Here is a 26,873-nt window from a genome sequence, read left to right as displayed (position 1 = left end):
AGATTAACCTTGGTGTTCGATTTTAGTGCCTCTTTGATGATTTACGTTCAATGCGAATTGAGTTAAATGTGAATTAAGTAAAATAGAAGTAAAGAGCAAGACTGGAATCGGCAAAATTAAGTGGCTACTGAAGGAGGATATCGATGTCCACATATCAAGAATATTCCCGTAATCAGGTACTTTTACGCCGCACTGCTGCTGTAACAGCTGGCATTATTGCGTTTCCGGTTATGGTTTTTTACCCAAAAAGAGCAAGATTTTATAGCTACCTGCATAAAGTCTGGGCTAAAACGAGCGATAAACCTGTATGGTTGGCTAGCTCGGAAATGACGATGGAAAGCCATCGTTAATCAGTGATTCAATTCACTAAAAAGATATCCCTACAATAATTTAATTGTGGGGATTTTTTTATATAAAAATCATAATAATTAATTCCTATACTTCAATGTTATTTAAATTAAAGCCATGTTATTTAATTTGAAATTTAAATAAATTAACTTATTTGACACTGAGAAGTGAATCACGGTAATTGTCTTTATCTCATTGCTAATATCCATTCCCAATAAAATTAGATTTTATTTTATTAAAATCCAAAAGATATTTAATTATAAATAGCAAATGAGGAATATCATGATTCTATTTAAAAAATGTGTTATTGCATTGTCAATTAATATCGCATTAATATCATCGGGGTTGGCCTGTACCACGCTACTTGCAGGCAGTGAAGCCACGAATGATGGCTCGCTAATTATCGCGAGAAGCGCTGACAGCAGTGCATTAAAGGCTCAGCATTTTGTAATACATCCAGCAAAGAAAAATCAATCCGGAATATACAGTACAAAAGAACATAATGGTGCTAATAATTTCACCTACCCATTACCAAAAAATTCATTACGATATACAACTGTGCCAAATTGGAAAACACAATTACATGGTGCAACTGGATTTAATGAATTAGGTGTAGGAGTTAGTGGTACCGAATCTATATTTGCTTCTCCTAAAGCATTAGCGTTTGATCCCTATGTTGAAGAAACGGGAATTACCGAAGATGATATTCCAGATGTACTTCTTTCTCGTGCAAAAACAGCCCGTGAAGCGGTGGAGCTTTTAGGTGATATTATTGAAACCCAAGGTGCTGGTGAAGGTTTTGGTGTTGCTGTCGTCGATAAAAATGAACTGTGGTATTTAGAAACAGGGACGGGGCATCAATGGATGGCTCAAAAAATTGCAAAAGATAAATATTTTGCAACGGGTAATCAGGGGCGTTTACAAGCATTTGAGGTGAATAATCCCGATATGCTTGGTTCTAAAAACCTCGTTGAATTTGCAGTAGAAAAGGGTTTATACAACCCTGCTAAAGATGGCGCATTCAATTTCTCTAAAGCCTATACGCGTGATGATGAGCGTGATCGTGATTATAACGACCCACGAGTTTGGATCATTCAGCAGCAGTTTAATCCGTCGTTAAAACAAGATATTGCAGATGGTCGAAATTTTGCGCCTTTCTTAACTCCAGAGAAAAAAGTGTCTGTCGAAGAAGCGAAAGCCATGCTACGTAATCACTTTGAAGGCACGGAGCATGATCCGTATACCAACGGCTTAAATGGAAAAGAGCCATGGCGACCAATCAGTGTGTTTAGAACCTACGAGGCTCATGTGATGCAAGTACGTCCGGAGCTACCGCAAGAAATTGGTGAAGTGACATATGTTGGTCTAGGAATGGCTGATTTGACCGCGTTTGTTCCTTTCTATAGTGGGTTAGAAGCTTATCCAAAACATTATGGTATTGGGACAGACAAGGCAGACAGCGATTCTATTTATTGGAAATACCGTAAGTTACAAACATTAGTGATGACGGACTACCCTAAATTGGCGCCTATTGTTAAAAAAGCCTATCAAGAGTGGGAAGCGAAAACGGCGTTAGAGCAAAAAGCTATGGAAGTGAATTATTTAAAAATGGCGAAAACAGATAAAGCCGCCGCCAATAAAATGCTTAACAAATTTAATTTGGATGTGATGGCAAGCGCCGAGAAGTTAACTGAGGATTTAACTAACCAACTTTTCACTATTCGAACTGAAGATATTCAATCTGATATTTTCTTTGCGAATAAATCTAAGAAAGACTAAAAATAGTCGCAATTCTGTAAACTAAAAAAGGCTCTCAGTGGGGAGCCTTTTGTTTAATTCTCTCTCTTTCAAATTTAACTGAATTCTTCAGCTTGTGTGAGTTTGCCAATAAATACAGCAGAAAAAAATGTCATTTACGTTTATGCTAATTGAATACGAATATGTAGGAATTCAGTAGATAAAGGACACGATTATGCATAATTTTAAGTTAGAAGAACTGATTAACGACGAGCTGAAAGTCAGTGAAATCCAAGACTATGCTCCAAATGGATTACAAGTAGAGGGTCGCCCCCACGTTAAAAAAATCGTGACAGGCGTGACGGCTTGCCAAGCATTATTGGATGAAGCGGTCAGACTCAATGCCGATGCTGTGATTGTGCATCATGGCTACTTTTGGAAAAACGAACCGGCCATTATCAAAGGCATGAAAAGAAATCGCCTAAAAACGTTACTGGCGAATGACATTAACCTGTACGGTTATCACCTACCATTAGATGCTCACCCAGTATTAGGCAACAATGTGCAACTGGCTCATATTATGGGCGTGCAAGTCAATGGCAACATTGAGCCACTGATGCCATTTGGCTTTTTCGACCAACCCATTACCCCAGCGGAATTAACCCAACGTTTAGAAACACGCTTAGGGCGCAAAGTATTGCATTGTGGCGACAACGCCAAAGAAGAAATTCGTCAAATTGCATGGTGTACTGGCGGTGGTCAGGGCTTTATTATGCAAGCGGCGGAGTTTGGTGTAGATGCCTTTGTGACAGGGGAAGTGTCAGAACAAACTATTCATATCGCAAGAGAAATGGGGATCCATTTCTACAGCGCAGGGCACCACGCAACAGAGCGTTATGGGATTAAGGCGTTGACGGAGTGGTTGAATGATAATCATGAGGTAAATGCTACCTTCATCGATATCGATAACCCCGCCTAATTTTTTTCGTCATATTTCGCGCTGTAGCGTTGTTGGCTTCACTCACTAACCCTAGTCACATACTTTTGTATGCTCCTAGGGATTAGCTCATTTGCCGCCTAGCTACAACGCGAACTATTTAGAAAATAGCTATGTAATAAAGATAATTTGATTTTTTTCCGTTAAATATCAAATTTAAGTTTGATTTAAGTCCGGTATTTTAAAGCCACTAAAACCAGAATTAAGCTTGAAGTGATAAGCACTAATCCTAGGTTTTGAACCTCGCCGGCGGCCATTAATCCGAGAGCTAATCCTAAATAGTAAAACAAACCTAAAATTGCGCCGGCGGTGCCTTTTCTGTCTTGATAATGATCCAGAGCGTGCGCCAAAATATTCGGGATTGCGATCCCATATCCCACCACAATGCCCATTATTGGTAGCACAAACCCAATATGACCTTGTAATAGATAAACTAAGCCGCCGCTGATTAAAGAAACGCCACTTGCCAGTTTAACGAGCTTTTCGGGTGACCACTTTTTCGTCAATAATGTGCGATTGATCAGCGAACCGAGACCAACACCAAACGCTAACAGAATTCCAGTTAGACCAAATTGTTGTTGGTTGAACGCTAATTGCTCAAAAATGAAAGGTCCAAGCTGATAGTAACTGAATAAATTAATGTTGAAAAATGCAATCAACATCACATTTTGGAAAATTCGTTTATCCCCTAACATGTGTAAAAACGTGGTTAAAAATGGGGTTTTGATCACGTTCTGTGGTTTGGTCTCAGGAAGCTTATAACATGACCATAACAAAAGTATGGCGGCTAAAAGAGCCAAACCCATAAAAACGGCTCGGTAACTACCTAGCCAAACTAAGCTGGCACCGAAAATCATCCCAAGCGCGGGGCTTATCGCTAAGGCGATACCCATCACAGAGAAAACTTTGGCTAACGTATGACCTTGAAAACTGTCACGCATCATGGTTTGTGTGCCAATAGAACCTACCGCAGCGCCAAACGCAGATAACATACGCAGTAACAGTAACCCATAGAAATGTGAGACAAAAAGTGTGCTTACAGAGGCAATTCCATACAGAAATAACCCAAGCAAAATAGTGGGACGACGACCAATCACATCACACATTCTGCCCCAAAATACGACACCAAAAGCGAAAGAAAAGAAATACAGCGAAAGTGTTTGAGAGGCTTGCTCGGCATTCACCTGAAATGCAGCCGCAATATCTGTTAACGCAGGGCTATATAGGGTTTCGACAATTTGCGGAAACATCATCAGCGCTATTGCTAAAGATAATGAAAGTACGCGCTCCATATTGATTTACCTATTTATTTTCAATGTGTGTGGAATGGCGCAAAGTTTAGTGGCTTTTTATTTGTCTTATTACAATAATAAAGACAATAAATATCAAAAAAGAGACATTTATGGCGTGGTTATTACAGACGGATGAGTTTCAAACTCACTGGTATGATACCCCCGTATTGGGGATTGCAGCCCAAATGGGGCAACATGATTCAGGAGCGCATACCCATGAAATGGGGCAGTTATTATTTACACAACAAGGCTGTATTCGCATTAGCTTACAGAATGAAATTTCGTTACTACCGCCAGGGAGAGTCGCGTGGATCCCACCATTTACACAGCATCGAGCACAAATGCGAGCTTCGGTAGGGTATCGGTCTGTTTACCTAAGCCAAGAATATGCAGAGCAAATCTCTGATCAGGTGTCTATTTTAAGTATCTCTCCTTTGCTTCGAGAACTGTTGGAACGCATCGCGGTGGCGCCTTTTGAGAGTGACTGGCGAGAAGGGAGACTAGCAAGGTTACTTCCTGTTTTTATTGATGAATTACAATGTGCAACAAAGGAACCTACGCTACTTTCTTTACCTCAAGACCGGCGTTTTAAGTCCCTTGACCTAGAGCGACTTCCTCCGCCTCTAAATCAATTAGCTCAAACGGTTGGTGCCAGTGAGAAAACGATTACTCGAGTTTTTCTAAAAGAGACAGGAATGAGTTATCAGGCGTGGCGACAACAATGGCGGTTTATCAAAGGGATAGAGTTATTAGCACAGGAGAAAAGCTATGGATTTATTACTCAAGAGTTAGGTTTAGCCAGTGACAGCGCATTTATTAGTTTTTTCCGCAAAATGAGCGGGATGACACCGCGGGAATACAGCGGTGAATCAAGACTAAAAAAATAGAATAAATATAGAATGTTAGACATTTAAAAGCCCCGAATCTTCGAGGCTTTAGTGATGAGTGAGTTAAATTATTTTTTGTCTAACTCAGAACTGAATTCACGTCTGTCGTAGCCAGTATACAGTTGGCGAGGACGCGCAATTTTCAGACCTTCATCGTGCATTTCGTTCCAATGTGCAATCCAACCAATGGTACGTGCAATCGCGAAGATAACAGTAAACATTGAAGATGGAATCCCCATTGCTTTCAGGATGATACCTGAGTAGAAGTCAACGTTAGGGTACAGTTTCTTCTCAATGAAGTACGGGTCGTTCAGTGCGATACGTTCTAATTCCATGGCCACTTCAAGCAGGCTATCATTTAAACCCAGCTCGTTCAGTACTTCATGGCAAGTTTCACGCATAACGGTAGCGCGTGGGTCATGGTTTTTATAAACACGGTGACCGAAGCCCATTAAGCGGAAAGAGTCGTTTTTATCTTTTGCACGTTCGATAAATGCTGGGATGTGCTCAACAGTTTGAATCTCTTCAAGCATACGTAGGCATGCTTCGTTAGCGCCACCATGAGCAGGTCCCCACAGAGACGCGATACCTGCTGCAATACACGCAAATGGGTTAGCACCGGAAGAACCAGCGGTACGGACTGTTGAGGTTGATGCGTTTTGTTCGTGGTCAGCGTGTAGGATCAAAATTCTGTCCATTGCGCGCTCAAGTACTGGGTTAACCACATATTCTTCACATGGTGTAGAGAACATCATGTGCAAGAAGTTACCCGCGTAAGATAAATCATTACGAGGATAAACAAAAGGTTGACCAATAGAGTATTTATAACACATCGCTGCAACGGTCGGCATTTTAGACAGCAGACGGTAAGCGGTGATTTCACGGTGGCGAGGGTTATTAACGTCTAATGCATCGTGGTAGAATGCTGCTAGAGCACCTGTTACCCCACACAGAACTGCCATTGGGTGAGAGTCACGACGGAATCCATTAAGCATACGAGTGATTTGCTCATGGATCATGGTGTGGCGGGTCACCGTATTTTTAAATGTATTGTACTGTTCTTGGGTTGGTGCTTCGCCGTATAACAGGATATAACAGACTTCAAGGTATGAGGCTTGAGTGGCGAGTTGATCAATTGGGAAACCACGGTGGAGTAGAACGCCTTTATCACCATCGATATAGGTAATTTTTGACTCACAGGATGCGGTAGAAGTAAAACCGGGGTCGTATGTGAAGAACCCTTTAGAACCTAAAGCTCGTACATCGATAACATCTTGGCCAATGGTTGGGCTTAGGATGTCTAGTTCGAAATCACCTTTACTTCCAGTCATTATCTTAGCTTTGTTATCAGCCATTTACGGTCTCCTTAGCGCTTGATAATCCACACTCAACAACCCAGAACTCAGCGTTATACTGCGTCTTTGAGCATTGTTCTATCGGTGTGTTGAGAAAATCAGCGGGATATCACATAAAACCTTGAAATCCGGCAACCAATATCAATACCGATAACAATGTGGTTAGGTTGTTTGCGAGTGTATAGGGCGTTATGTTCTTTTTTTGTTGTTTTCTCTACAATATCATTATTTGTGGTAAGGGAAACAACTTTCATAACTTTTGTTTATACTTGCATACTCATTCACATTACTACACGACCCTGGGTCATCCGTAACGTATTCAGATAAATCTGTCAGGCATATATGTAAGATAAATGTTGAATCATTGTCAAATAAGATAAGCACATTTATATAAAATGTTTAAATCGTGATCCTTCTCACTGTTCGGGCTAAATGTCTCCAAACCTTTTGTGTGGGAATTGTAATAGCAATGTGAAGACTTTATACTGGCGCCAGGTCTCCGGATTACCCTGAGTAGGAGTTCCCAGCGTGATCAGTATGCAACTTTATTCAAACATGATGGATTAAAGTTTGTGTTAAGTTGCATTTTGTACCCCTGTCGCTGTCTGATTTCCACCCCAGGTCCGGAGGATGGAAAATAATAAAGAGCTGTGTGGGCAAAATTGTGAAAAAACAAAGACCTGTCAACCTTGATTTGCAGACGATTCACTTTCCGATTACTGCAATATCGTCGATCTTGCACCGTGTCTCTGGCGTCATTACTCTCATCGCAGTTGGTATTCTGCTTTGGTTGCTAGGGACTTCTCTCTCCTCTCCAGAAGGTTTTCAATACGCGTCTGAAATAATGACTGGCTTTTTTGCCAAGTTCATTCTTTGGGGGATCTTAACAGCGCTGGCGTACCACATTTGTGGTGGTATTCGTCATATGCTGATGGATTTCGGTTGTGTTGATGAAACCCTTGCTGCGGGCAACTCATCCGCAAAAATTACATTCGTAATTACTGTAATTCTGGCAATTCTGGCGGGGATCTTAGTATGGTAAGTAATGCATCAGCTTTAGGCCGTACTGGTATCCAGGACTGGCTGCTAATCCGTGGTTCGGCGATCGTTATCGTCCTCTACGTACTCTACATTGTTGGCTTCGTAGCAATTAATGATATTACCTATGAAGTATGGCGTGGCTTCTTTGCCTCCTCTGTGACCAAAGTATTCACCATCCTCACATTGTTCTCAATTCTTGTGCATGCCTGGATTGGTATGTGGCAAGTACTGACTGACTATGTTAAGCCGCTGGCGATTCGCTTAGTGCTGCAACTGGCCATTGTGGTTGGTTTACTGGCTTACTTAATTTACGGAACAATTGTTGTGTGGGGTGCATAAAATGAATCTGCCAATCAGAGAGTTTGACGCTATCGTTATCGGTGCGGGCGGTGCAGGTATGCGCGCAGCACTACAAATTTCTCAACAAGGCCTATCTTGTGCTTTGTTATCTAAAGTTTTTCCAACTCGTTCTCATACTGTGTCAGCGCAAGGTGGTATCACTGTTGCACTTGGTAACACACACCCTGACAACTGGGAATGGCACATGTACGACACCGTTAAAGGTTCCGACTATATCGGTGACCAAGACGCTATCGAATACATGTGTAAAACAGGACCGGAAGCTATCCTTGAATTAGAACATATGGGATTGCCTTTCTCTCGCCTTGATGATGGACGTATTTATCAACGTCCATTCGGTGGTCAGTCTAAGAATTTCGGTGGCGAGCAAGCGGCACGTACTGCTGCGGCAGCTGACCGTACTGGTCACGCACTGTTACATACTTTGTATCAGCAAAACTTAAAAAACCACACTACGATTTTCTCTGAATGGTATGCACTGGATTTAGTGAAAAACCAAGATGGCGATATCGTAGGTTGTACTGCAATCTGTATGGAAACGGGCGAGCTGGTTTACTTCAAAGCGAAAGCAACCATCTTAGCAACTGGCGGTGCAGGTCGTATTTACCAATCCACCACTAACGCACACATCAATACGGGTGACGGTGTTGGTATGGCCGTACGTGCTGGCGTTCCATTACAAGATATGGAAATGTGGCAGTTCCACCCAACGGGTATCGCTGGCGCAGGTGTTCTGGTCACAGAAGGCTGTCGTGGTGAAGGTGGTTACCTGCTGAATAAAGATGGCGAGCGTTTCATGGAACGTTATGCACCAAACGCGAAAGACCTTGCTGGTCGTGATGTTGTTGCACGTTCAATCATGATTGAAATTCGTGAGGGCCGTGGTTGTGATGGCCCATGGGGTCCACACGCGAAACTGAAACTGGACCACTTAGGAAAAGATGTTCTGGAATCTCGCTTACCGGGTATCCTTGAATTATCTCGTACTTTTGCTCACGTTGACCCAGTTAAAGAGCCAATCCCAGTTATCCCAACTTGTCACTATATGATGGGTGGTATTCCAACTAAAGTGACGGGTCAAGCAATTCGCTATAACGAAAAAGGCGAAGACGAAGTGATTCCGGGTCTGTTTGCTGTGGGTGAGATTGCTTGTGTATCTGTACACGGCGCTAACCGTTTAGGTGGTAACTCCCTACTTGACCTCGTAGTTTTTGGTCGTTCTGCTGGCTTACACTTAAATGAATCCATCATGGAACAAGGTCCAATGCGTGATGCGTCTGAATCAGACATCGATGCAGCAATGGCTCGTTTCAATCGTTGGGAAAATGCGCGTACGGGTGAAGATCCAACTGATATCCGTAAAGCGCTGCAATCTTGTATGCAGAACAACTTCTCCGTATTCCGTGAAGGGGATGCAATGGCGAAGGGCTTAGAAGAACTGAAAGAAATCCGTGAACGTCTGAAAAATGCGCGTCTGGATGACACTTCAACTGAGTTCAATACCCAACGTATCGAATGTTTAGAGCTGGATAACCTGATGGAAACTGCTTATGCAACTGCACAAGCTGCAAACTTCCGTACAGAGAGCCGTGGTGCTCACAGTCGCTTTGACTTCCCAGATCGTGATGATGCAAATTGGTTATGTCACTCATTATATCTACCGCAATCTGAAACGATGACTCGTCGTGAAGTGAACATGCAACCTAAGTTGCGTGAAGCCTTCCCACCGAAGATTCGTACTTATTAATGCGTGGTGTTAATCCAGTTGCGGAGAAATAAACTATGAAACTAGAATTTTCGATTTATCGCTACAATCCTGATGTAGACAATGCGCCACGTATGCAAGATTACACCCTTGAAGTGAAAGAAGGGCGTGACATGATGCTGCTGGATGCGTTAATTCAGTTAAAAGAACAAGATCCAACACTCTCATTCCGTCGTTCTTGCCGTGAAGGTGTATGTGGTTCTGATGGTCTGAACATGAACGGTAAAAACGGACTGGCTTGTATTACGCCATTGTCTGCTTTAACCCGTAGTGGTAAAAAAATTGTGATCCGTCCATTGCCCGGTCTGCCAGTGATTCGTGACCTGATCATCGACATGACGCAATTTTATACTCAATATGAAAAAATTCGTCCGTATCTTCTTAATGATAATAAGAATCCGCCGGCGCGCGAAAACTTACAGCTACCAGAACAACGTGAAAAACTTGATGGTCTTTACGAGTGTATTCTGTGTGCATGCTGTTCAACTTCATGCCCATCTTTCTGGTGGAATCCGGACAAATTTATCGGTCCTGCAGGTCTGCTCGCTGCCTATAGATTCTTAATTGACAGTCGCGATACTGAAACAGATTCACGATTAGATGATCTGAACGACGCTTTTAGTGTTTTCCGCTGTCATAGCATCATGAATTGTGTCAATGTATGCCCTAAAGGACTAAATCCAACGAAAGCTATCGGTCACATTAAGTCTATGTTATTGAAACATAGCGCCTAAATCGATACAGCCTGCGGCGCTTAGGTGCCGTAGGCTAAATTTGGATAGCACAAAATACGTACTTAAAGTAAAAAATAAGCGTAAAGTAAGTATAAGTCTTAAATTGAATCACTGAAACGTAAAGTAAAAAGTCAAAAAGTGAAAGTAAAAAGCCAACTGCAAAACAAGATGAAGACACTTGCGAAAGCAAGGAACCTTTAAAAACCGTAGACAGTTTTTAAAGGTTCCTTAAAAGGGAAACCCTTAATTGATAAGAGGGACTCCCAAAGTGAGAACATGCAAAAAGCACGTCCAAGAGAACCTTTATCGAGGTCGCTTAAATGCGGCGATTAGTTAACCACGGCGAAAACTAAAGCTTATAAAGCTTAAGGGATCACAATGCAGAACGGCGTAATGAAGGACTGGCTGGATTCAAGCTTTCTGGCAGGCGCGAACCAGTCTTATATAGAACAGCTCTATGAAGATTATCTGACTGACCCTAATTCCGTAGATGTCGAATGGAGAGAAATCTTCCAGCAACTACCTGGAGCGGGTAATAGCGGTGAGCAATTACATTCGCAAGCACGAGACTACTTCCGTCGCTTAGCAAAAGATTCTACCCGTTACCACACCTCTGTTAGCGATCCAACGATCGACGCAAAACAAGTTAAAGTTTTGCAGCTCATCAATGCCTTCCGCTTCCGCGGACATCAAAATGCAAATCTCGACCCGTTAGGACTTTGGAAACGCGAAGCCGTTCCAGATCTGGACCCTACATTCCATAACCTAACCAAAGAAGATTTCGACGAAACTTTCAACGTGGGTTCATTTGCAATTGGCAAAGAAACCATGAAACTCAGCGAACTATATGACCACCTGAAACGCATCTATTGCGGTTCCATTGGTGCGGAATATATGCACATTACTAACACAGAAGAAAAACGTTGGATCCAACAACGTTTAGAGTCTGTGAATGTTGCGCAGCAATTTTCTAAAGAAGAAAAACGTCGCTTCTTAGCTGAATTAACAGCAGCAGAAGGTCTTGAGCGTTACCTTGGTGCAAAATTCCCAGGTGCAAAACGTTTCTCTTTAGAAGGTGGCGATGCACTGATCCCAATGCTGAAGGATCTTATCCATCATGCAGGCAAACAAGACACTCGTGAAGTGGTGCTTGGTATGGCGCACCGTGGCCGCCTAAACGTCCTGATCAACATTCTGGGTAAAAAACCAGCCGAATTATTTGATGAATTTGCTGGTAAGCATAAAGACCATTCAAGCGCAGGTGACGTTAAATATCACCAAGGTTTCTCTTCTGATTTCGAAACGGCGGGTTCCCGTGTTCACTTAGCACTGGCATTTAACCCATCACACTTAGAAATCGTAAGCCCAGTGGTTATCGGTTCTGTACGTGCTCGCCGTGACCGTCTGGACGAAGGTCGTAGTAATATGGTTCTGCCAATCACCATTCACGGTGACTCAGCAGTAACTGGTCAAGGTGTTGTACAAGAAACCCTGAACATGTCTCAGGCTCGTGGTTATGAAGTTGGCGGTACCATGCGTATCGTTATCAACAACCAAGTTGGTTTCACAACCTCAAACCCGAAAGACACGCGTTCAACAGAATACTGTACTGATATCGTGAAAATGGTGCAGGCGCCTATTTTCCACGTTAATGCTGATGACCCTGAAGCGGTTGCATTCGTGACTCGCTTAGCCTTAGATTTCCGTAACACCTTTAAGCGCGATGTGATGATCGACTTAGTGTGCTACCGCCGTCATGGACATAACGAAGCTGATGAGCCAAGTGCAACTCAGCCAATCATGTACCAAAAAATTAAACAGCACCCAACCCCACGTAAAATCTACGCAGATCGTTTAATCGAAGCTGGCGTGGTTTCTGCGAATGAAGTCACTGAAATGGTTAACCTGTATCGTGACGCGTTAGATCGTGGTGACTGTGTTGTTGAAGAATATCGTGAAATGGGGCTGCATTCTTACACTTGGGAACCGTACTTAAATCATGAGTGGAATGAGCAATACAAATCTAACTACGATATTAAACGTTTAACTGAGTTAGCGACTAAGCTGAGCACGATCCCTGAAGGTATCGTTGCGCAATCTCGTGTTGAGAAAATTTATTCTGACCGCGCTGAAATGGCGAAAGGCGAAAAATTACTTGATTGGGGTGCGGCAGAAACTCTGGCTTACGGTACGTTAGTTGATGAAGGTATTCCAATCCGTTTATCTGGTGAAGATGCGGGGCGTGGTACGTTCTTCCACCGTCATGCAGTTGTTCACAACCAAACTAATGGCTCTGTTTACGTACCTCTGCAAAATGTTCATAGCGGCCAAGGCGTATTCAACGTTTGGGACTCTGTTCTGACTGAAAACGCAGTATTGGCATTTGAGTATGGCTATGCAACAACTGAACCGCGCGCGCTGACTATTTGGGAAGCTCAGTTCGGTGACTTTGCTAACTGTGCGCAAGTTGTTATCGACCAATTCATTAGCTCTGGTGAGCAAAAATGGGGTCGTATGTGTGGTCTGGTTATGCTACTGCCTCATGGTTATGAAGGTCAGGGTCCAGAGCACTCATCTGCACGTTTAGAGCGTTACCTGCAACTGTGTGCAGATCAAAACATGCAAGTGTGTGTGCCATCAACACCAGCCCAGGTTTATCACATGTTACGCCGTCAAGCACTGCGCGATATGCGTCGTCCTCTGATTGTTATGTCACCTAAGTCACTGTTACGTCATCCATTAGCAGTTTCTAGCATGGATGAGCTGGCGAATGGTTCATTCCAACCAGTTATCGGTGAAATTGATGAAATTAATCCGAAAGATGTGAAACGCGTCGTTATGTGTTCCGGTAAAGTTTATTACGATTTATTAGAACAACGTCGTAAGAAAGAGCAAAAAGATGTGGCTATCGTGCGTATTGAACAGCTGTATCCGTTCCCACGCGAAGATATCCAAAAAGTATTCGCTCAGTACGCTCATGTGAAAGATTTCGTTTGGTGCCAAGAAGAGCCACTAAACCAAGGTGCTTGGTATTGCAGCCAGCACAATTTCCATGAAGCTATCCCAGCAGGCGCAACTTTACGCTATGCGGGTCGAGCAGCTTCTTCTTCTCCAGCAGTTGGTTATACCTCCGTTCACCAGGAACAACAAGCGGCCCTGGTTAATGACGCTTTGAACATTGCATAATTAAAGGATAGAAAATGAGTAGCGTAGAAATTCTTGTTCCCGATCTTCCTGAATCCGTCGCTGATGCAGCGGTTGCCACATGGCATAAAAAACCAGGTGACAGTGTTCAGCGTGACGAAGTTCTGGTTGAGATCGAAACAGACAAAGTTGTTCTTGAAGTTCCTGCAAGTGAAGCAGGTGTTCTGGAAGCCATTATTGAAGAAGAAGGCGCAACTGTTTTATCTAAACAGTTACTAGGTCGCATTCGTTTAGGCGATAGCACAGGTATCCCTGCTGAAGTTAAAGAAGCAGCACCTGCACCAGCAGCACGTCAAACGGCGAGCTTAGAAGAAGAAAGTAATGATGCGCTGAGCCCAGCGATTCGTCGTCTGGTCGCTGAGCATAACCTGAACCCTGCGGATATCAAAGGGACTGGTGTTGGCGGTCGTCTGACTCGTGAAGATGTTGAAAAACATTTAGCAGCTAAACCAGCTGCGGCACCTGCGGCTCAAGCACCAGCTGCAGCTCAAGCACCATTAGCTCACCGTAGTGAAAAACGTGTTCCGATGACTCGCCTGCGTAAACGTATTGCAGAGCGTCTGTTGGAAGCGAAAAACAGCACGGCGATGTTAACAACCTTCAACGAAATCAACATGCAGCCTATTAAAGACCTGCGTGCACAGTACGGTGAAGCATTTGAAAAACGTCACGGTGTACGTTTAGGCTTTATGTCTTTCTACATTAAGGCGGCGGTTGAAGCACTGAAGCGCTATCCAGAAGTGAACGCTTCTATCGATGGTTCGGACGTGGTTTACCATAACTATTTCGATATCAGTATTGCGGTATCAACACCGCGTGGCCTGGTAACCCCAGTTCTGCGTGATGTGGATGCAATGAGCATGGCTGATATCGAGAAAAATATTAAAGAGCTGGCTGTCAAAGGTCGCGACGGTAAATTAACTGTTGAAGATTTAAGTGGCGGTAACTTCACTATTACTAACGGTGGTGTGTTCGGTTCTCTGATGTCTACTCCAATCATTAACCCACCACAAAGCGCAATCTTAGGCATGCATGCCATCAAAGACCGCCCAATGGCAGTTAATGGTAAGGTAGAAATTCTTCCAATGATGTATTTAGCGCTGTCTTATGACCACCGTTTAATCGATGGTCGTGAATCAGTTGGCTTCTTAGTGGCTATCAAAGATATGTTGGAAGATCCAACTCGTTTACTGCTAGACGTATAGAAACATAACAGGGCAGGGGGACAACCTGTCCGGTCTGAGGTAACCGATGCAGCCAGTTTGCTGGCTGCTAAATCTGTAACAATTGCAAGGGGCGATAAACGCTCCTCCAGACTCAATTATGGATAGAACATCATGAATTTACACGAGTATCAGGCAAAACAGCTTTTTACACGCTATGGTTTACCAGCACCAACTGGTTATGCCTGTTCATCAGTAGAAGAAGCAGTAGCTGCGGCGAAAAAAATCGGTAATGGTCCATGGGTTATCAAATGCCAAGTTCACGCAGGTGGACGCGGTAAAGCTGGCGGCGTAAAAGTTACAAAAGATATCAATGACATCCGTGAATTTGCTGAAAAATGGTTAGGTAAGAATCTGGTTACTTACCAAACTGATGCAAATGGTCAGCCGGTTAACCAAATTTTGGTTGAAAGCGCGACTGACATCGCTAAAGAACTGTATTTAGGTGCAGTCGTGGACCGTGGTACACGTCGCGTTGTATTCATGGCTTCAACTGAAGGCGGCGTTGAAATTGAAAAAGTTGCTGAAGAAACACCAGAACTGATCCACAAAGCCGTTATCGATCCGCTGACTGGCCCAATGCCATATCAAGGTCGTGAACTGGCATTCAAATTAGGCTTAACGGGTAAACAAGTTAGCCAATTCGCTAAAATCTTCATGGGCTTAGCAACCATGTTCTTAGAGCGTGATTTAGCGCTGATCGAAGTTAACCCATTAGTTATCAATACTGAAGGCGATTTAGTTTGCTTAGATGGTAAATTAGGCGTGGATAGCAACGCTCTGTATCGTCAAGCTGAAATGCGTGAAATGCACGATCCATCTCAAGAAGATGCACGTGAAGCTCAAGCGGCTAAGTGGGAACTTAACTACGTTGCTCTGGATGGTAATATCGGCTGTATGGTTAACGGTGCGGGCCTTGCAATGGGTACCATGGATATCGTTAAACTGCACGGCGGTGCGCCAGCTAACTTCCTTGACGTTGGTGGCGGTGCAACCAAAGAACGCGTAACTGAAGCGTTTAAAATTATTCTTTCGGATAAGAGCGTTAAAGCTGTATTCGTAAACATTTTTGGTGGTATCGTTCGCTGTGACCTGATTGCAGACGGCATCATTGGTGCAGTAGAAGAAGTTGGCGTGAATGTACCAGTAGTTGTACGTTTAGAAGGTAACAATGCAGAGTTAGGTGCGAAAAAACTGGCAGACAGCGGCTTAAATATTATCGCTGCAAACAGCCTGACAGATGCAGCTAAGAAAGCAGTAGCAGCGGCGGAGGCTAAATAATGTCTATTTTAATCGATAAAAACACCAAAGTAATTTGCCAAGGATTCACTGGCGGTCAAGGTACTTTCCACTCCGAACAAGCTATTGCTTACGGTACAAAAATGGTTGGCGGTGTAACGCCAGGTAAAGGTGGTACAACTCACCTAGGTTTGCCGGTATTTAACACTGTGCGTGAAGCAGTAGAAGCAACCGGTGCAACAGCATCTGTTATCTACGTACCAGCACCATTTTGTAAGGATTCTATCCTTGAAGCGATTGATGCAGGCATCAAACTGATCATCACTATCACAGAAGGTATTCCAACACTGGATATGCTGACTGTTAAAGTGAAATTAGACGAAGCTGGCGTTCGTATGATTGGCCCTAACTGCCCAGGTGTTATCACTCCGGGCGAGTGCAAAATCGGTATCCAACCTGGCCACATTCATATGCCAGGTAAAGTTGGTATCGTTTCACGTTCAGGTACACTGACTTATGAAGCGGTAAAACAAACAACGGATGCAGGTTTAGGTCAATCAACTTGCGTTGGTATCGGTGGTGACCCAATTCCTGGTTCAAACTTTATCGATATCCTGAAATTATTCCAAGAAGACCCACAAACTGAAGCGATCGTGATGATCGGTGAAATCGGTGGTAACGCGGAAGAAGAAGCGGCTGCATACATCAAAGAGCACGTCACTAAGCCAGTTGTTGGCTATATCGCGGGTGTAACTGCACCTAAAGGTAAGCGTATGGGACATGCTGGTGCAATTATCGCTGGTGGTAAAGGTACTGCTGACGAGAAATTTGCTGCTTTAGAAGCCGCTGGCGTGAAAACTGTACGTAGCTTGGCTGATATCGGCGATGCTGTGAAGTCTATGCTAAACAAATAAGCGCAATATGAGCTTATAGCTCGTATCACGTAAGAGACGAAGCCCGTGCTTTCTAGGAAGCGCGGGTTTTTTTATGGCTAATAACTGTACTTATTTCATGTAATTTCTACTAAAAGCTTAAAATGTAGGGTTTTTAGTGAGTAATACCAAAATAAGTCAGCATAAATAGTACGTTTTGGGTAAGTTTATTATTGAATATGAAATAGCACAAAATGGGAAATGGTCTAATTTGATATTAGATCAATTTTTTTATTTTTAGATTATTTTGATTAACTGAATATAGGGCTTTTTTTACGATAATTATCTTTATTAATAAATAAAGTAATAATTTAGAAATGGGCTGCTATTATAAATAAGCATTCTTTTTTAGATTGAGAAAAACAAAAGTTATCATTTTGTTTTAATCTTATTAAAAAAGTAAAAAAACCTATATCAATTAAAATAACAGATAGTTAACAACTGTCTAACTATTATTTGAATCGGGTCGAGAGCAATTAACAAGTGAGAAAAAATTGACGTAAATCAATTTATTACCACTAGCTTTATTTGCCCAAATTGCTTAAATTGGTGCTCGATCAAATACTCATTTTTCTATTAAAGGGTATAATTATTGATATAACTTCAGAATTCAAATCTGAATCACGTAAAAGAAGTTTATTGTATGTGAAGATAGGCGTACTATTATTATGGTAGGTTTTTTCTTTTACTTTTGTTAATTATTTGTTGTTTTGAGGCATTTTTTGCTGGTAGTTAAGAGGCTTTCCCGTTTAACACTGGAAGCTGGGTTGCCGCAAGTCGGTGTCTTCCTGCTAGGAGCAAGGAGTCAAGATGTTTGATATTGTCGAACTGTCACGATTACAGTTTGCCTTAACTGCGATGTATCACTTCCTGTTCGTTCCATTAACGCTCGGTATGGCGTTTTTGCTTGCGATTATGGAGACGGTATATGTGCTGTCTGGTAAACAAATTTATAAAGATATGACTAAGTTCTGGGGCAAGTTATTTGGTATTAACTTCGCTCTGGGTGTGGCGACTGGTCTGACTATGGAGTTCCAATTCGGGACTAACTGGTCATACTACGCCCACTATGTTGGAGATATCTTCGGTGCGCCTCTGGCAATCGAAGGTCTGATGGCATTCTTCTTAGAATCTACCTTTGTTGGTTTATTCTTCTTCGGTTGGGATCGTTTAAGCAAAACTCAGCACCTTGCGGTGACTTGGTTAGTTGCTTTAGGTTCTAACTTCTCTGCGCTGTGGATTCTGGTTGCGAACGGTTGGATGCAAAACCCTATCGCTGCAGACTTCAACTACGAAACAATGCGTATGGAAATGGTTAGCTTCTCTGAGCTAGTCCTGAACCCAGTTGCGCAAGTTAAATTCGTTCACACAGTTGCTGCTGGTTATTGTACTGGTGCCATGTTCATTCTGGGTATCAGCTCTTACTACATGCTTAAAGGTCGTGACTTGGCATTCGCTAAGCGCTCTTTTGCAATTGCTGCAAGCTTTGGTGTGGCTGCTGTTCTCTCTGTTATCGTTCTTGGTGATGAATCAGGTTACGAAATGGGTGACGTGCAGAAAACGAAGCTGGCCGCTGTTGAAGCAGAGTGGGAAACCCATGCGCCTCCAGCTGCATTTAACCTAATCGCATTCCCAAGCAATGAGAAACAAGAGAATACATTCTCTATCTCAATTCCATGGGCGATGGGTATTATTGCAACGCGTTCTATCGACACGCCAGTATTAGGTCTGAAAGATCTGATGAAGCAACACGAAGTCCGTATCCGTAACGGTATGGTTTCTTATGGTCAATTACAACAGCTGTTAGCTGGTGATAAGAGCCCAGAACTGCGTGCTGCATTCGAAGCAAGTAAAAAAGACCTTGGCTATGGTCTTCTGTTAAAACAATACACACCAAACGTTGTTGATGCGACAGAAGAACAAATTCAGAAAGCGGTTAAAGACAGTATTCCTAATGTTGCACCACTGTTCTGGGCATTCCGTATCATGGTTGCAGTTGGCTTCGCGTTACTGTTAATCATCGGTTGGGCATTCCTGTCAGTTGTTCGTAACCGTATTGGTAAGAGCAAACTGCTGCTTCGTCTGGCTCTGTTTGGTATTCCATTACCATGGATTGCTATTGAATCAGGCTGGTTCGTGGCTGAGTATGGTCGTCAACCGTGGGCAATTGGTGAAGTGTTACCGGTTTCGGTCGCACACTCTAACTTAACCCCACAAGACCTGATCTTCTCTATGGCTCTGATCTGTGGTCTGTATACACTGTTCTTGATTGCCGAAATGTTCTTAATGTTCAAATTCGCTCGCAAAGGACCTAGCAGCCTGAAAACCGGTCGTTACCATTTTGAACAGAAAAATAGTTCAGCACACGACGTTCAGTAAACAGGAGTCCACTTATGTTTGATTATGAAGTTCTTCGATTTGTGTGGTGGATCCTTATCGGCGTACTGCTGATTGGATTTGCCGTCACGGATGGCTTTGACATGGGCGTAGGCTTCTTATTACCTATCTTAGGTAAAACAGATACTGAACGCCGCGTTATGATTAATGCTGTTGCACCGCACTGGGATGGTAACCAAGTTTGGTTAATCACTGCGGGTGGTGCGATGTTCGCTGCATGGCCTCAGGTTTATGCTGCTTCATTCTCTGGCTTCTATGTCGCTATGATTTTGGTATTAGCTGCATTGTTCTTCCGTCCGGTTGGTTTCGACTACCGTTCTAAACTGGAGAACCCAAAATGGCGTAGCATGTGGGACTGGGGTCTGTTCATCGGTGGTTTCGTGCCTCCGTTAGTTATCGGTGTTGCGTTTGGTAACCTGTTACTGGGTGTTCCACTACAAATCGATAACCAGCAGTATCTGACTTATACCGGTAACCTGTTTGGTCTGCTGAACCCATACGGTCTGTTAGCTGGCGTTGTCGGTTTAATGATGATTGTTACCCAAGGTGCAACTTATCTGCAAATGCGTACAACTGGCGAACTGCACTTACGTACCCGTAAAGCAACTTACATCTGTGCGTTTATCACTTTAGCTGCTTTTGCTGGTGCTGGCGTATGGTTAGTGATGGGTATCGATGGTTATGTTGTGACTTCAACGATTGATACATTAAGCCCGTCTAACCCACTGAACAAAACTGTAGAAGTTGTTTCTGGTGCATGGTTAACTAACTTTAATACGTATCCAATCCTGTGGGCTTTACCTGGTCTGGGTCTGGCATTACCACTGTTAACGATGATTGCAACTAAAGCAGATAAAAATGGTTGGGCGTTCCTGTTCTCATCATTGACTATCGCTTGCATTATCTTGACATGTGGTGTTGCAATGTTCCCGTTCGTCATGCCTTCAAGCATCATGCCAAATGCAAGCTTGACCATGTGGGATGCGACATCTAGCCTGTTCACTCTGCAAGTTATGACTGTGGTTGCTATCATTTTTGTTCCAATTATTCTGTGTTACACCGCTTGGTGTTACTACAAAATGTTTGGCCGTTTGGACAAAAACTTTATCGAAAGCAACAAGCATTCACTGTATTAAGGAGCATAACATATGTGGTATTTCGCCTGGATCCTCGGCACTCTGTTAGCTTGTAGTTTTGCAGTGATTGCAGCATTAGCCCTTGAGCACTCTGAAAGTGCAAAAGAAGCTAAAACAGCTAAAGATGGTGAGTAAATAGTATGCTGATGGATAAATCCTATCAGCTATTAGGAAAGGGCCCGATAAGGGCCCTTATCCTTATATTAGCTTTAGTAACCGCTGGCGCAGTAATGTGGGATCCTTCCCTGTTTGCAGCCAATACCAGTGCATTTCCAATCTGGCAAGGTCTTCTCATGATATGGGCAACTTGCAGCGCCATCATTTTTGGAGTGGGTTTCCTACCCAATAAATTGATGTGGCGAGTGCTGTTCCACCCATTACCTGCCGCCATCATTCTTATCTGGGGACTTGTAAAAGTCTTTAGTTAATCTAAATTCAGATTGTGGGTCATGCGACCCGCAATTATTTTTGATATCTTTACCTGCAAAGTGATTCCAAAGCGGCACTGTCTTGCGTATAGTGACACCGTTAATTAATTTAACCTAAGACGGAGTGGTTTTTTTATGTTATTTCGCTGGCCTGTCCGCGTGTATTATGAAGATACAGATGCGGGGGGAGTTGTATATCATGCACGTTATCTGGCTTTTTTTGAGCGGGCAAGAACAGAAATGTTGCGGAATAAAGGTATTAACCAACAAAGTTTACTCGCTGAGAACCTTGGTTTTGTCGTCCGTAGTATGACCATTGACTTTATTAAGGGCGCTCGGTTAGATGACCTGCTGGAAGTAGAAACGGAAGTCGTTGAAATAAAACGCGCTTCTTTACTCTTTCAGCAAAGGTTAGTTGATTTGCAAGGTAACTTGCTTTGTGGGGCGACAGCCCTAATTGCTTGTGTGGACACATCTAAAATGAAGCCGAAAGCGCTTCCTAAGTCTATTGTCGCGGAGTTTAAGCAGTGACTGACATGAATATCTTGGATTTATTCCTAAAAGCGAGCCTATTGGTTCAGCTGATTATGTTCGTTTTGATCGGTTTTTCTATTGCATCGTGGGCGATTATTATCCAGAGAACAAAAGTTTTAAATGCCGCCACGCGCGAAGCGGAAGCATTTGAAGATAAATTCTGGTCAGGTATCGAGCTGTCCCGATTATATAAAGAAAGCCAAGCTCGCCGTGATGCATTAGGTGGTGCAGAACAAATTTTTTACTCTGGCTTCAAAGAGTTTGTTCGCTTACATCAAGCTAATATTCATGCGCCTGATGCGGTAGTTACTGGTGCATCTCGTGCTATGCGCATTTCGATGAATCGTGAGTTGGAATCCGTTGAATCGCATATCCCATTTTTAGGTACCGTAGGATCAATTAGCCCTTATATTGGTCTGTTTGGTACCGTTTGGGGGATCATGCATGCTTTTATCGCACTGGGTGCGGTAAAACAAGCAACATTACAAATGGTTGCTCCGGGTATTGCGGAAGCTCTGATCGCAACAGCAATCGGTCTATTTGCTGCAATTCCAGCTGTTATGGCGTACAACCGCTTAAATTTACGTGTGAATAAACTTGAGCAAAGCTACGATAACTTTATGGAAGAATTCCTAGCTATCCTGCATCGTCAAGCATTCTCTGCTGATAAGAAATAAGACGGGGAGAAAAAGCGAATGGCGCGCAATAGTCGCAGACGTGAGCTAAAATCCGAAATCAACATTGTTCCATTACTGGACGTATTGTTGGTGCTTTTGCTGATTTTCATGGCAACTGCACCCATTATCTCTCAGAGCGTGGAAGTTGATTTGCCGGATGCAACAGATACCCAAACCGTCTCATCCAGTGATAATCCGCCCGTCATTTTAGAAGTGGCGGGTGTTGATCAATATAATTTATTGGTCGATGGTGAGCGCATGGAGTTACTGCCACCTGAACAAATTTCAGCAGTCGCAAAAGAGCAGTTAGAAAAAAATCCGAAAACGATTTTCCTAATTGGTGGTGCGAAAGAAGTTCCTTATGACGAAGTCATTAAGGCGCTGAACATGTTACATGGTGCTGGGATCAAATCTGTTGGTTTGATGACTCAACCTATTTAATTTGCTGACGCCACTTTGAGAGTGGCGCGGATATACTTGAAAAGAATCGATTCTTTTTTTGGAAACCAGAGTGGGAAAGACAAAAGAGAAACAAGATGATTTGAAGCGCTCATTATTGATGTCAGCTGGGCTGCACATCTTATTGATTGCTTTGATCGTTATAGGCTCTTTAGTGACAGTCGTCCAACTTGGCGGCGGTGGGGAAGAGGGAACGGTCATTGATGCTGTGATGGTCGATCCAGGCGCAGTTGTTGAGCAATATAATCAATCTCAGCAGCAGCAAAAAAGCTCCCAGCAAGTAGCTAAAGAACGTAAAGAACAGCAACAAAAACAAGATGCTGAGCTAAGAGAAAAGCAAGAGCAGGAACAAAAACGTCTGCAAAAACTTGAAGAAGAACGGATCCAAACTCAGCGAGAAACCGAACAACAGCAAAAACAAGCTGAAGAGCAGAAAAAACAAGCCTTAGATGCGGCTAAAAAAGCGAAGGAAGAGCAAAAAATAGCGGAAGAAGCTGCTGCTCAAGCCAAAGCTGAAAAAGAAAAACTCGTAAAAGAGCAAGCGGCAGCGAAAGAAAAAGCTGACGCACAAGCTAAGAAAGAAGCTGAAGCTGCTAAGGCTAAGGCAGAAAAAGAAGCTAAAGAAAAAGCGGAAGCTGACGCTAAAGCTAAAGCTGATAAAGAAGCCAAAGCTAAAGCTGATGCTAAAGCGAAAGCTGACAAAGAAGCTAAGGCTAAGGCAGATAAAGAAGCTAAAGAAAAAGCGGACAAAGAAGCTAAAGCAAAAGCAGCTAAAGCCAAAGCTGAAGCTGCGAAAAGTGCATCATCTGTTGATGATTTGCTGGGTGATTTAACTGCATCAGGGCCAAGCAAGCAAGGTGGACAAACAGCTGCGGGTAGCGGTGGTGGTAAAAAATCAGGCGCATCGAATGCTGATGTTGATAGCTATGCCGGTAAAATTAAGGCTGCTGTTCAAAGTAAATTCTATGACTCAGAAAGTTATCGTGGACGTACTTGTGAACTGCAATTGAAGTTAGCACCAGATGGATTATTGGTGAATATTTCACCGAAAAATAATCCAGCAAATGATCCCGCGTTATGTGAGGCGGCAATGAGAGCAGCAAAACTTGCGACTATGCCAAAACCACCTAGCAGAGAGGTCTATGATACGTTTAATAAATCGGGTAGCACATTGGTATTTAAGCCTTGATTTTCAACAACTCAGAGCAGTCTGTATTGTAAATTTTGAGGCAATGTAATAAATAGTTTGTGTGCTATCTAGTTTTGTTAGTATACCTTTGTTAAAATTCAGCGAATTATTGCGGTGGTGAATATCGCAGTAAGGGAGATTAGGATGAAGCATGCGTTTAAAATAGTTCTCGGGTTCTTAATGCTATGGGCTACTGTTGCTCAGGCAGAGATCCGTATTGAGATTACTGAAGGTGTTAACTCAGCTCAGCCAATTGGCGTTGTCCCATTTAAATGGGCTGGCGCGGGTGCGCCGCCACAAGAAGTGGGCGGAATTGTCGGTGCTGATTTACGCAATAGTGGTAAATTTAACCCTATTGAACCAAGCCGCATGCCTCAGCAACCTGGCACGGCTTCAGAAGTGACGCCAGAAGCTTGGACTGCGTTAGGCATTAACGCGGTTGTTGTTGGTCAAGTTCAACCAGCAGCTGATGGTAGCTTTGTTGTTAGCTATCAGTTAGTGGATGTTGCCGCTAACCCAGGTGCAGTTTTAGCGCAAAACCAATTTAAAGTGACCAAAGATTGGTTACGCTATGCAGCGCATACTGCAAGTGATGAAGTATTTGAGAAATTGACTGGCATCCGTGGTGCTTTCCGTACACGTATTGCTTACGTGGTGAAGACCAACGGCGGTCAATATCCGTTTGAATTACGAGTTTCTGACTATGACGGTTTTAACCAATTCACGGTTCACCGTTCGCCAGAACCTTTAATGTCGCCAGCTTGGTCACCAGATGGCCAAAAGATTGCGTACGTAACGTTTGAAAGTGGTAGTTCTGCGCTAGTTATCCAGACTCTATCAAGTGGTGCGGTTCGTCAGGTTGCATCATTCCCACGTCATAATGGGGCACCTGCATTCTCACCAGATGGGACTAAACTAGCTTTTGCTCTGTCTAAGACAGGCAGCCTGAATTTATATGTGATGGACTTAGGTAGTGGTCAAATTCGTCAAGTAACAGATGGTCGTAGTAACAATACTGAACCAAGCTGGATGCCGGATAGCCAAACTTTAGTTTATACCTCTGATCAGGCAGGACGTCCGCAGATTTATAAAATGAATATTAATGGTGGTAGTCCTGTTCGTGTCTCCTATGAAGGATCACAAAATCAGGATGCTGATGTAAGCCCGGATGGAACTTTCTTAGTGATGGTCAGCTCCGGGGGCGGTCAGCAACATATCGCCAAACAGGATCTGGCAACGGGTAACGTTGAATATTTAACGTCAACGTTTCTAGATGAAACGCCGAGTATCGCACCTAACGGCACTATGGTAATTTATAGCTCCTCTCAAGGCTTGGGGACTATATTGCAGCTAGTTTCGACCGACGGGCGTTTCAAAGCGCGTCTTCCGGCAACCGATGGACAGGTTAAATTCCCTGCCTGGTCGCCGTATCTGTGATGCATAATAATAATGTGTGGCAAAAATATTAAGGATCAAAACGATGCAACTGAATAAAGTGCTTAAAGGGCTGATGATCGCATTACCAATCATGGCAGTCGCAGCTTGTAGCTCTAACAAAAACAACGACCAAACTGGTGATGATTCTTCTATGAATCAAACTAACACTGGTCTGTCTGCGGAAGAGCTGGCACGTCAGCAAATGGAACAACTGCAACAGAACAACACTGTTTACTTTGGTTTCGATAAATACAACGTATCTCCAGAGTACGCTGAAATGTTAGATGCACACGCAGCATTCCTGCGTAGCAACCCATCTGTACGTGTTGTTGTTGAAGGCCATGCGGATGAGCGCGGTACTCCAGAATACAACATCGCACTGGGCGAGCGTCGTGCTAACGCAGTTAAAATGTATCTGCAAAGCAAAGGCGTTTCAGGTGACCAAGTTTCACTGGTTTCTTACGGTAAAGAAAAACCAGCTGTGTTAGGTCACACTGAAGCAGACTACGCGAAAAACCGTCGTGCAGTCATTGCATACTAATAGATAAGCGAAATTATCTATTATGAACAGTAACTTCAGACAATTACTAGTTGGTCTGTCGTTATTGGTTGGCGTAGCGGCCCCTTGGGCCGCTATTGCCCAAGCGCCAATCAACAATGTCGGATCGGGTTCTTCCGCAGACCGCCTCACTCAACTTGAGACCGCTGTTAGCTCTCAAGGTCAAATGATTTATCAAATCCAGCAGCAATTAGCCGATAACCAACGTGATATTGATATGTTACGTGGACAGATTCAAGAAAGTGAATACAAATTGAATCAAGTTGTTGAGCGCCAAAAAGATTTGTACATGCAATTAGACAAAGCGAGTGGTGGTGATTCTTCAAGCTCTTCAGATGCAACTGATACTAGTGCATCAAATGCGCAATCATCTTCTTCAGATACGCCAGCTGCAAGCTCCGGCGGTAATGAAAAAGATGATTACAATGCAGCTGTTAAACTGGCAATGGAAAGTAAGTCCAAAGCACAGATTGATGAAGCGATTGGTGCATTACAAGGGTTTATCAAAACATATCCAAAATCTGGATATCAATCGAATGCCAACTATTGGCTAGGACAGTTAAACTACAACAAAGGTAGCAAGGATGACGCCGCATTCTACTTTGCGACTGTAGTTAAGCAGTATCCTAAGTCTCAAAAAAGCAGTGAAGCCTTATTTAAAGTGGGGTTGATCATGCAAGATAAGGGACAGAAAGATAAAGCGAAGGCTGTTTACCAGCAGGTATTACAACAATACCCAAATAGTTCTGGTGCAAAACTTGCAGAGAAGAAGCTCAGTACACTGTAATTGATAACCCCGAAGCGATGTAGCCGAATATTTCGGGGTTATCCGTATGTTTAGTGTGCACTTAATCTTTTTTTTAAAAAAAACCATTGCACCCTCGTCAGAAATCAGTAATATAAGCCGCCGTTGATACGAGAAAGCGCGGGTTGATAAATCCGA

At 43.2% G+C, this 26,873-nt stretch carries 25 protein-coding genes; 23 read left to right on the top strand and 2 right to left on the bottom strand.

What is annotated here, in order from left to right:
• Window positions 1-143: 143 nt before the first annotated feature.
• The 3 genes from GKR61_RS15900 (at window position 144) to GKR61_RS15890 (ending at window position 3,064) form a co-directional block, all read left to right on the top strand.
• The gene (locus tag GKR61_RS15900; RefSeq protein WP_036947824.1) at window positions 144-350 is read left to right on the top strand and encodes a YbfA family protein; all 207 of its coding nucleotides are present in this window, start codon (window positions 144-146) and stop codon (window positions 348-350) included.
• A gap of 280 nt (window positions 351-630) precedes the next feature.
• A complete protein-coding gene (locus tag GKR61_RS15895) occupies window positions 631-2,127 on the top strand; it encodes a C69 family dipeptidase (protein ID WP_154600184.1) in 1,497 nt (498 codons plus the stop codon).
• A gap of 193 nt (window positions 2,128-2,320) precedes the next feature.
• The gene (locus GKR61_RS15890; RefSeq protein WP_036947820.1) at window positions 2,321-3,064 is read left to right on the top strand and encodes a type 2 GTP cyclohydrolase I; all 744 of its coding nucleotides are present in this window, start codon (window positions 2,321-2,323) and stop codon (window positions 3,062-3,064) included.
• 185 nt (window positions 3,065-3,249) lie between these two features.
• Here the strand turns inward: GKR61_RS15890 and GKR61_RS15885 are convergent, their stop codons facing one another.
• Window positions 3,250-4,374, bottom strand: coding sequence for a multidrug effflux MFS transporter (locus tag GKR61_RS15885; protein WP_036947818.1), 1,125 nt, complete (start codon window positions 4,372-4,374; stop codon window positions 3,250-3,252).
• A 110-nt stretch (window positions 4,375-4,484) separates the two neighbouring features.
• Between GKR61_RS15885 and GKR61_RS15880 the strand changes: the two genes are divergently transcribed.
• Window positions 4,485-5,261 carry an AraC family transcriptional regulator gene (locus GKR61_RS15880; protein WP_108479380.1) on the top strand — a complete coding sequence of 259 codons (777 nt, stop codon included), beginning with the start codon at window positions 4,485-4,487 and terminating at the stop codon, window positions 5,259-5,261.
• Between the two features lie 68 nt (window positions 5,262-5,329).
• Here GKR61_RS15880 and GKR61_RS15875 read toward each other — a convergent pair whose 3' ends face one another.
• The gene (locus GKR61_RS15875) at window positions 5,330-6,616 is read right to left on the bottom strand and encodes a citrate synthase (RefSeq protein ID WP_036947815.1); all 1,287 of its coding nucleotides are present in this window, start codon (window positions 6,614-6,616) and stop codon (window positions 5,330-5,332) included.
• 652 nt (window positions 6,617-7,268) lie between these two features.
• On the opposite strand from GKR61_RS15875, the gene sdhC reads away from it, so the two are divergent.
• The 19 genes from sdhC (at window position 7,269) to cpoB (ending at window position 26,717) form a co-directional block, all read left to right on the top strand.
• Window positions 7,269-7,658, top strand: a complete 390-nt coding sequence (gene sdhC / locus GKR61_RS15870; protein WP_004909059.1) for a succinate dehydrogenase cytochrome b556 subunit — start codon at window positions 7,269-7,271, stop codon at window positions 7,656-7,658.
• Window positions 7,652-7,996: a succinate dehydrogenase membrane anchor subunit gene (gene sdhD / locus GKR61_RS15865; protein ID WP_036947812.1), complete on the top strand. Its 345-nt coding sequence runs from the start codon at window positions 7,652-7,654 to the stop codon at window positions 7,994-7,996. The genes sdhC and sdhD overlap by 7 nt, the downstream gene beginning before the upstream one ends.
• A gap of 1 nt (window position 7,997) precedes the next feature.
• A complete protein-coding gene (gene sdhA / locus GKR61_RS15860; protein WP_108479381.1) occupies window positions 7,998-9,764 on the top strand; it encodes a succinate dehydrogenase flavoprotein subunit in 1,767 nt (588 codons plus the stop codon).
• 35 nt (window positions 9,765-9,799) lie between these two features.
• The gene (locus GKR61_RS15855; protein ID WP_036947808.1) at window positions 9,800-10,516 is read left to right on the top strand and encodes a succinate dehydrogenase iron-sulfur subunit; all 717 of its coding nucleotides are present in this window, start codon (window positions 9,800-9,802) and stop codon (window positions 10,514-10,516) included.
• A 378-nt stretch (window positions 10,517-10,894) separates the two neighbouring features.
• Entirely contained in the window at window positions 10,895-13,702 is a 2,808-nt protein-coding gene (gene sucA / locus GKR61_RS15850; protein WP_108479382.1) for a 2-oxoglutarate dehydrogenase E1 component, read from the top strand.
• Between the two features lie 14 nt (window positions 13,703-13,716).
• Window positions 13,717-14,925, top strand: a complete 1,209-nt coding sequence (gene odhB, locus GKR61_RS15845; protein ID WP_036947796.1) for a 2-oxoglutarate dehydrogenase complex dihydrolipoyllysine-residue succinyltransferase — start codon at window positions 13,717-13,719, stop codon at window positions 14,923-14,925.
• Window positions 14,926-15,057: 132 nt separating this feature from the next.
• Complete coding sequence (gene sucC, locus GKR61_RS15840) at window positions 15,058-16,224, top strand: ADP-forming succinate--CoA ligase subunit beta (protein ID WP_006660449.1); 1,167 nt, start codon at window positions 15,058-15,060, stop codon at window positions 16,222-16,224.
• Window positions 16,224-17,096, top strand: coding sequence for a succinate--CoA ligase subunit alpha (sucD, locus tag GKR61_RS15835; protein ID WP_036947794.1), 873 nt, complete (start codon window positions 16,224-16,226; stop codon window positions 17,094-17,096). The genes sucC and sucD overlap by 1 nt, the downstream gene beginning before the upstream one ends.
• An 828-nt stretch (window positions 17,097-17,924) precedes the next feature.
• Window positions 17,925-19,493: a cytochrome ubiquinol oxidase subunit I gene (gene cydA, locus GKR61_RS15830; protein WP_154639896.1), complete on the top strand. Its 1,569-nt coding sequence runs from the start codon at window positions 17,925-17,927 to the stop codon at window positions 19,491-19,493.
• A 14-nt stretch (window positions 19,494-19,507) separates the two neighbouring features.
• Window positions 19,508-20,647 (top strand): cytochrome d ubiquinol oxidase subunit II, encoded by a 1,140-nt coding sequence (gene cydB, locus GKR61_RS15825; RefSeq protein WP_036947789.1) that lies wholly within the window; start codon window positions 19,508-19,510, stop codon window positions 20,645-20,647.
• 12 nt (window positions 20,648-20,659) lie between these two features.
• On the top strand, window positions 20,660-20,782 hold the full coding sequence (gene cydX, locus GKR61_RS15820; protein WP_006660445.1) for a cytochrome bd-I oxidase subunit CydX: 123 nt from the start codon (window positions 20,660-20,662) through the stop codon (window positions 20,780-20,782).
• Between the two features lie 5 nt (window positions 20,783-20,787).
• Entirely contained in the window at window positions 20,788-21,075 is a 288-nt protein-coding gene (gene ybgE / locus GKR61_RS15815; protein ID WP_036947787.1) for a cyd operon protein YbgE, read from the top strand.
• A 135-nt stretch (window positions 21,076-21,210) separates the two neighbouring features.
• Complete coding sequence (gene ybgC / locus GKR61_RS15810) at window positions 21,211-21,606, top strand: tol-pal system-associated acyl-CoA thioesterase (RefSeq protein ID WP_036947785.1); 396 nt, start codon at window positions 21,211-21,213, stop codon at window positions 21,604-21,606.
• Window positions 21,603-22,286, top strand: a complete 684-nt coding sequence (gene tolQ / locus GKR61_RS15805) for a Tol-Pal system protein TolQ (protein ID WP_036947783.1) — start codon at window positions 21,603-21,605, stop codon at window positions 22,284-22,286. The genes ybgC and tolQ overlap by 4 nt, the downstream gene beginning before the upstream one ends.
• Before the next feature lie 18 nt (window positions 22,287-22,304).
• Window positions 22,305-22,727 carry a colicin uptake protein TolR gene (gene tolR, locus GKR61_RS15800; RefSeq protein WP_036947778.1) on the top strand — a complete coding sequence of 141 codons (423 nt, stop codon included), beginning with the start codon at window positions 22,305-22,307 and terminating at the stop codon, window positions 22,725-22,727.
• Window positions 22,728-22,797: 70 nt separating this feature from the next.
• Window positions 22,798-23,934, top strand: coding sequence for a cell envelope integrity protein TolA (gene tolA / locus GKR61_RS15795; RefSeq protein WP_036947774.1), 1,137 nt, complete (start codon window positions 22,798-22,800; stop codon window positions 23,932-23,934).
• 144 nt (window positions 23,935-24,078) lie between these two features.
• On the top strand, window positions 24,079-25,371 hold the full coding sequence (gene tolB, locus GKR61_RS15790; RefSeq protein WP_036947763.1) for a Tol-Pal system beta propeller repeat protein TolB: 1,293 nt from the start codon (window positions 24,079-24,081) through the stop codon (window positions 25,369-25,371).
• Window positions 25,372-25,414: 43 nt separating this feature from the next.
• Entirely contained in the window at window positions 25,415-25,912 is a 498-nt protein-coding gene (gene pal / locus GKR61_RS15785) for a peptidoglycan-associated lipoprotein Pal (protein WP_006660438.1), read from the top strand.
• Window positions 25,913-25,934: 22 nt separating this feature from the next.
• On the top strand, window positions 25,935-26,717 hold the full coding sequence (gene cpoB, locus GKR61_RS15780) for a cell division protein CpoB (RefSeq protein WP_036947759.1): 783 nt from the start codon (window positions 25,935-25,937) through the stop codon (window positions 26,715-26,717).
• Window positions 26,718-26,873 lie beyond the last annotated feature (156 nt).

Source organism: Providencia sp. wls1916 (assembly GCF_009706585.1).
Lineage (GTDB): Bacteria > Pseudomonadota > Gammaproteobacteria > Enterobacterales > Enterobacteriaceae > Providencia > Providencia lanzhouensis.
This window is presented reverse-complemented; position numbering and strand designations above follow the sequence as displayed.